General features: G+C 49.7%; 5 protein-coding genes. 1 reads left to right on the top strand and 4 read right to left on the bottom strand.

The genetic code is table 11. From position 1 onward, the window contains the following. Positions 1-311: 311 nt before the first annotated feature. From hemG to pepQ, 4 genes are read right to left on the bottom strand one after another with little or no spacing between them, the layout of a single operon-like run. Positions 312-851 carry a menaquinone-dependent protoporphyrinogen IX dehydrogenase gene (hemG, locus tag DES37_RS22640; protein ID WP_036115560.1) on the bottom strand — a complete coding sequence of 180 codons (540 nt, stop codon included), beginning with the start codon at positions 849-851 and terminating at the stop codon, positions 312-314. Positions 852-861: 10 nt separating this feature from the next. Beyond that, complete coding sequence (trkH, locus tag DES37_RS22635; RefSeq protein ID WP_036115557.1) at positions 862-2,313, bottom strand: Trk system potassium transporter TrkH; 1,452 nt, start codon at positions 2,311-2,313, stop codon at positions 862-864. Between the two features lie 30 nt (positions 2,314-2,343). Then, on the bottom strand, positions 2,344-2,955 hold the full coding sequence (locus DES37_RS22630) for an IMPACT family protein (protein WP_036115554.1): 612 nt from the start codon (positions 2,953-2,955) through the stop codon (positions 2,344-2,346). After that, positions 2,955-4,286, bottom strand: coding sequence for a Xaa-Pro dipeptidase (gene pepQ, locus DES37_RS22625; RefSeq protein WP_036115552.1), 1,332 nt, complete (start codon positions 4,284-4,286; stop codon positions 2,955-2,957). The genes DES37_RS22630 and pepQ overlap by 1 nt, the downstream gene beginning before the upstream one ends. Positions 4,287-4,473: 187 nt before the next feature. Here pepQ and fadB point away from each other — a divergent pair, with 187 nt between their 5' ends. Next, positions 4,474-6,663 (top strand): fatty acid oxidation complex subunit alpha FadB, encoded by a 2,190-nt coding sequence (gene fadB, locus DES37_RS22620; RefSeq protein ID WP_110027970.1) that lies wholly within the window; start codon positions 4,474-4,476, stop codon positions 6,661-6,663. Positions 6,664-6,669 lie beyond the last annotated feature (6 nt).

The following is a 6,669-nucleotide window of genomic DNA, read 5'->3' as shown; positions in this document are numbered from 1 at the left end:
CTCTTTAAGACTTGATAATTTTTAGCGTCTTTCGACGTTAAGATATCAGTGCTTATGAGTGCCCACACAGATTGTCTGATAAATTGTTAAAGAGCGTTGCCACCGTATTTCCGGGTGGCGCGGGCTGCGTATATTACGCTTTCCCGCTGCAGAGTCAAGCATTTATTTTCACTTAACTTTGCCTGACAGGCCGGTTTGTTTGCCGTTGTGCCGTGTCAGTGGAGGCGCATTATAGGGCCTAATCTGAAGCTGGCAAGTGTTTAATACAAAAAAAATATCGTTCGCCTGCTTTTCGAACAAGGCGCACATTTTTACAACTTTTTGCTGGGTAAACGAGCAACTTCACGGGTAAAAGCATCAACCTGTGCCCAGTCTGTGTAGACCACTTCTTTCCTGGTATCAGTCTCTCCCCCTGTCATTTTCATGATCAGTAAAATCATTAACCGGTCATACCAACGGTATTTGGGGTAACGCAGCGCTCCGGCAAAAACGGCACTGAGCGAAGGAGCCCATGGCGAATCCGACAAAAACTTGCGTGCGTAGCTGTTAGTCTGTGGCGTTCTTTTCTCTGGCTTTCTGGCAACCAGGTTCACCGCAAAGAAAGCACTGGGGAGTTGGTTTAGTACCGAAGCATGGCGTTTTACAAAATTACCGAGTGAAGAATGGAAGTGCCCATAACGAATAGATGCGCCAATGATGACCTTGTCAAAGAGCGCCCATTCGATATCAGGTGTGCGGTGCAGGTTCATTACTTCGCACTCTTCTCCTTCAGTGCGTAGTTGTGTTGCAACATAGTGTGCAATTTCCCGTGTATGCCCATCCCGGCTGGAAAATAAAATCAGCGTTCTCATGTTGTCCTTCTTATTCTTTCCAGAAAGTCGGGGTAAACAAAACCAGTAGTGTAAAGACTTCAAGCCGTCCGAATAGCATATCGGCAATCAGAATCCATTTAGCAACTGGATTCATACTGGCAAAGTTATCTGCCACAACCCCAAGCCCTGGCCCCAGGTTATTAAGTGTGGCGACGACTGATGCGAACGCAGAAAAATCATCAACACCTGTCGCGATAATCGCCAGCATACTGATAATGAATACCAGTGCATAAGCAGAGAAAAACCCCCATACAGCTTCCAGAATGCGTTCTGGCAATGCCCGGTTCCCTAACTTGATGCTGTAAACCGCATTAGGGTGTACCAGGCGTTTAAGCTCACGGTTACCTTGTTTAAATAACAGCAGAATACGGATAACTTTCAGGCCACCACCGGTAGAACCAGCACAACCACCAATAAATGCCGAACATAATAGTAATACCGGCAGGAAAAGGGGCCAGCGGGCAATACTATCTGTAGTAAACCCTGCCGTTGTTGCCATGGAGACTACCTGAAAAAAAGACTGGTTCAGGGTTTGCCAGAAAGAGCCGTAGGTTCGATGCAGAATTAGCACCAGAGTACAAATCAGTACCAGCGTGAATTGCACCCCAATAAACATACGAAATTCAGGGTCACGCCAGTACACCTTCAAACTTCGCCCGCTTAGCAAAGAAAAATGCAGACTGTAGTTACACCCTGAAATCAATAAAAACAGTGCGATAATCGAGTTAATAGCCGGGCTGTCGAAGTAACCAATACTGGCATCATGGGTAGAGAAACCACCGATGGCGATAGTGGCAAAACTGTGGCTGATGGCATCAAACACTGGCATCCCGGCAAACCACAATGCTACAGCACAGGCAATTGTCAGTAATACGTAGATAAGCCACAGTGTTTTGGCAGTTTCTGCAATACGCGGGCGCATTTTGTTATCTTTCAGTGGCCCCGGCATTTCCGCCCGATAGAGCTGCAACCCCCCAACACCCAAAATTGGCAGAATTGCCACCGCCAGCACAATGATTCCCATACCGCCAAACCACTGCAGCATTTGGCGGTAAAACAAAATTGCGTGGGGAAGTGTATCCAGGCCAACCAGTGTTGTTGCGCCTGTCGTTGTGAGGCCGGAAAAAGATTCAAAAAAAGCATCGGTAACCGTCAGATTGGGGCGCTCAGCAAAAATAAAGGGCAGTGCCCCTACGCTCCCAAGGACAGTCCAGAACAGCACGACTATCAGAAAACCTTCCCGGGGTTTTAACTCGCGCTTTTGGCGACGGTTAGGCCACCACAGTAGCGCACCTATCGCCAGCGCGACGAAAAAGGTTTGTGTAAAGGCTCTCCCCGCACCATCGCGATATATCAGGGCCACCAGCCCGGGAATAAACATCGTTCCCGAAAATAAAATAACCAGTAAGCCAACAATTCTGACTATAGGGCGAAAATGCATCACGCGCGGATCCTTCGAAAATAATAGAGACTACACAACAGGAAATAATTGCATCGAGCCCCGGCTCATATCTGCCAGGCGCGAACGAAACACATCAACATGGCTCGGCGGCAACGCGATAGTTAACTGCACCACATCCTGGTAGTCACTGGAAACAATGAGCCCTTGCGTTTGAACGACTAGCCCCTCAACAGCAGCCAGCAACCCATATTCACAACGCAAAGTATAGGTCTTAAGCGCCATTTTCCGCTGAGTCGTTAACTGGGCTAACGCATCGCCGACACCGCCACCATAGGCTTTTACTAACCCACCAGTACCCAGTAATACACCACCATAATAACGCACCACTACAGCGGTAATTTCGCCCACGCCACTTCCCTGTAACTGCGCCAGAATCGGTTTACCTGCGGTTCCGGCAGGCTCGCCGTCATCGGAGAAACCGAGTTGCTGTGAGTCGTCAGGAGCACCGGCCACCCAGGCCCAGCAATGATGCCGGGCACTGGGGTGCATTGAACGTACCTGCTCAACAAATGCTTTCGCCGCCGCCACGCCATCTGTGTGCGCCAGGAAAGTAATAAACCGGCTTTTTTTTATCTCGGCGCTCACTTCAACTGGCGCAGTGGGTATGAGCCAGCTCTCCATTAGCTGAGTTTCAGGTCTCGGGTCATGTTCTCAACGCTTTTCTCATGAATTACCACGTTATCTTCGATACGAATACCGCCAAACGGTTTCAGTGCTTCAATTTTCTGCCAGTCAAAGTGCTTGCTATAAGGCCCTTCTCGCCAGGCTGAAAGCAAAGACTCAATAAAATAGATGCCTGGCTCGATAGTCAGCACCATACCGGGTTCAAGCACCCGGGTACAACGCAGATACGGGTACTTCTCTGGTGCTGGTAAGTTTGTGCCGGAGTCATCCTGCATGAATCCGGCTACATCATGCACCTGCAGCCCCAGAGGATGCCCAATGCCATGAGGCATGAAAGGCCCGGTAATATCCGCATCTACCATTGCCTCTTCACTGATGCCAGTAATTATCTGGTGTTTACGTAGTATCTGCGCAATACGCTGATGGAACTGTAAATGATATTCGGTATAACGTGTGCCAGCCTGCATGGTGGCAATCAGCGCCTGCTGGTGTTCATTCACGTCTTTAATCAGCGCGGCAAAGTCATTGTCATTTTGCGCCGACCATGTGCGCGTCAGGTCTGCGGCATAACCGTTGTATTCAGCCCCTGCGTCCAGCAAGAAACTGAGGTTTTTAGCCGGGACCTGGTGATCCAGTTTTGTGTAGTGCAATACTGCCGCATGCTCATTCAGCGCCACGATATTGCCGTAAGGAACGTCAGTGTCCCGGTGACCCGTCGCGGTTAAATAAGCCTGATTGATATCAAACTCACTCATCCCGGATAAAAAGGCATCATGAGCGGCATGGTGGCCAACTACGGCCATTTTTTGCGCCTCGCGCATGCAGGCCAGTTCATACTCAGTTTTATAGGCCCGGTAGAAGTGCAGGTAATCAATCACTCCCTGAGGGTTAATATTGCTGGCTTCAATGTTGAGTTGCAGAGCGCGTTCCGGAACCGGTCCAATATAAGCAATATTTTTGCGCTGCGCGGGCAGCATGCTGCCAATCTCTTTGGCATTAGCCAAAGCGCTCAGATCAATTTCATCTGTCCAGAAAGATTGCGGTAACGGTTCAACGTTATGCCAGTAATCAACAGGCAACCAGAACCACAATTTGGGTTTATTTACGCCATCTACCAACAGCCAACAATTAGGTACCTGTGTAACAGGTACCCAGGCTTTAAACTGCGGGTTAACTTTAAATGGATAAGGGTGATCATCGAGAAAAACATTAAATAATTCACCGGAATGAATCAGTAGTGCATCCAGATTGAAACGCGCCAGAACATTGCGAGTACGTTCCTGCAATGCCTCAATATGTTCTTTATACAGTGTAACTAACGAGTCCATAACTTACCCTTTGTACGTTAACCCTGAAGTGGGCATTTTAACACACCCGCTTATCCAGAGCGTGCTTTCGCGTATCCGTGATCTTTCCAGCAAAAAATTAAAGATTAATTTGCATTTTTTTAACATAAATTCCACACTCCGCTCATCTGGTACGACCAGATCCCTTTGCTGGATTCAGGAGACTGACATGCTCTACCAAGGTGAAACCCTTTATCTCGACTGGCTGGAAAATGACATTGCCGAACTGGTTTTTAGCGCGCCCGGTTCAGTCAATAAGCTGGACACCGCAACGGTTGCCAGCCTCGGAAATGCATTGGATATACTTGAAAAACAGAAAGATCTAAAAGGTCTGTTACTGCGTTCGGATAAAAATGCCTTTATTGTCGGCGCAGATATCATGGAGTTTCTTTCTCTGTTTTTGGTTCCGGCCGAGCAGCTCAGCCAATGGTTGCACTTCGCCAATAGCGTATTTAACCGCCTTGAAGATCTGCCTGTACCAACCCTATCTGCTGTTAATGGTTATGCACTGGGTGGTGGTTGCGAATGTGTGCTGGCAACTGATTTCCGCCTTGCCACACCGGAAGCACGTATTGGTTTACCGGAAACAAAACTGGGGATTATGCCTGGGTTTGGCGGTTCTGTTCGCTTGCCTCGCTTGCTTGGCGCAGACAGCGCGCTGGAAATCATTGCTGCGGGCAAAGATGTGGATGCACAACAGGCACTGAAAATTGGCCTGGTTGATGGTGTGGTAAACCAGGAGAACCTGAAAACTGCGGCAGTGCAGGTATTGCAACAGGCGATAGCCGGGAGCATGGACTGGCGCAGTAAACGAGCTGTAAAACTGGCGCCGCTGAAACTCAGTAAAATTGAAGCCGCCATGAGTTTTACAATTGCGAAAGGTATGGTCGCTCAAACAGCAGGGAAACATTACCCGGCACCAATTACAGCCGTGAAAACGATAGAAGCCGCCGCTTCAATGGGCAGGGATGACGCCCTGAAACTGGAAAATCAAAGTTTTGTCCCCCTGGCTCACTCCCCTCAGGCCCGTGCTCTGGTTGGCATTTTCCTTAATGATCAGCATGTAAAAAGCCTGGCGAAAAAATACAGCCGCGACGTTGCATTACCACAGCAGGCAGCTGTGTTGGGTGCGGGAATTATGGGTGGCGGTATCGCCTGGCAGTCGGCCTGGAAAGGCGTACCGGTACTTATGAAAGATATCAATGAAAAGGCGCTGGCACTGGGCATCAGTGAAGCCAGTAAGTTGCTGAACAAACAACTTGAGCGCGGAAAAATTGATGGTATCAGGCTCGCCAGTGTGATGGCGACTATTCAGCCGACGCTGCACTATGCAGGTTTTGAGAAAGCCGATGTGGTGGTTGAAGCGGTTGTTGAGAACCCGAAAATTAAAAAAGCTGTGCTGGCCGAAACCGAAAGTCACATTCGCCAGGACTGCGTACTGGCTTCTAATACATCGACGATTCCTATCAGTGAGCTGGCCGGTGCATTACAACGCCCGGAGAATTTCTGTGGCATGCACTTTTTTAACCCGGTGCACCGTATGCCGCTGGTCGAAGTGATTCGCGGTAAGCAAACCAGTGAAACCACACTTGCCAAAGTGGTTGCCTGGGCCAGCAAAATGGGGAAAACACCAATAGTGGTGAACGATTGCCCGGGGTTCTTCGTAAACCGGGTTCTGTTCCCGTACTTTGCCGGTTTCAGCCAACTACTCAAAGATGGTGCTGATTTCCGCCAGATTGACCGGGTGATGGAAAAACAGTTTGGCTGGCCGATGGGCCCGGCTTACCTGCTGGATGTGGTCGGAATCGATACCGCCCACCATGCCCAGGCCGTAATGGCAGCTGGCTACCCACAGCGCATGCAGAAAGACTACCGCGATGCCATTGATGTGCTGTTTGACGCCGGGCGTTATGGGCAAAAAAATGGCCAGGGCTTCTGGCGCTATGAAACCGACAGCAAGGGCAAACCGCGTAAAATCGCTGATGACAGTGTTACTGGCCTGCTCAGCGAGGTTTGCCAGCCCGCGGCTCAGTTCAGTGATGAAACCATTATTGCGCGCATGACGATCCCCATGGTTAACGAAGTTATTCGCTGCCTGGAAGAAAACATTATTGCTTCACCCGAAGAAGCAGACATTGCGCTGGTGTACGGCCTTGGCTTCCCTCCATTCCATGGTGGTGCACTGCGCTGGCTGGATACGCTGGGAAGTGCCAAATATCTCGATATGGCAGAACACTACCAGGAACTTGGGCCTCTGTATGCCGTCACCGATGGCTTACGCGAAAAAGCCCGCACCAACGCAAGCTATTATCCATCCGTGGAGCCTGCCCGCCCATCCAGTAACCTGAAATGCGCCTGAGGAGTG

The organism is Mangrovibacter plantisponsor (genome assembly GCF_003182475.1).
GTDB lineage: Bacteria > Pseudomonadota > Gammaproteobacteria > Enterobacterales > Enterobacteriaceae > Mangrovibacter > Mangrovibacter plantisponsor.
This window is presented reverse-complemented; position numbering and strand designations above follow the sequence as displayed.

Bases quoted from the DNA above. Each gene is read 5' to 3' on its own strand.
- DES37_RS22630 (WP_036115554.1), bottom strand. From the start codon at position 2,955: ATGGAGAGCTGGCTCATACCCACTGCGCCAGTTGAAGTGAGCGCCGAG.
- pepQ (WP_036115552.1), bottom strand. From the start codon at position 4,286: ATGGACTCGTTAGTTACACTGTATAAAGAACATATTGAGGCATTGCAG.
- trkH (WP_036115557.1), bottom strand. From the start codon at position 2,313: ATGCATTTTCGCCCTATAGTCAGAATTGTTGGCTTACTGGTTATTTTA.
- hemG (WP_036115560.1), bottom strand. From the start codon at position 851: ATGAGAACGCTGATTTTATTTTCCAGCCGGGATGGGCATACACGGGAA.
- fadB (WP_110027970.1), top strand. From the start codon at position 4,474: ATGCTCTACCAAGGTGAAACCCTTTATCTCGACTGGCTGGAAAATGAC.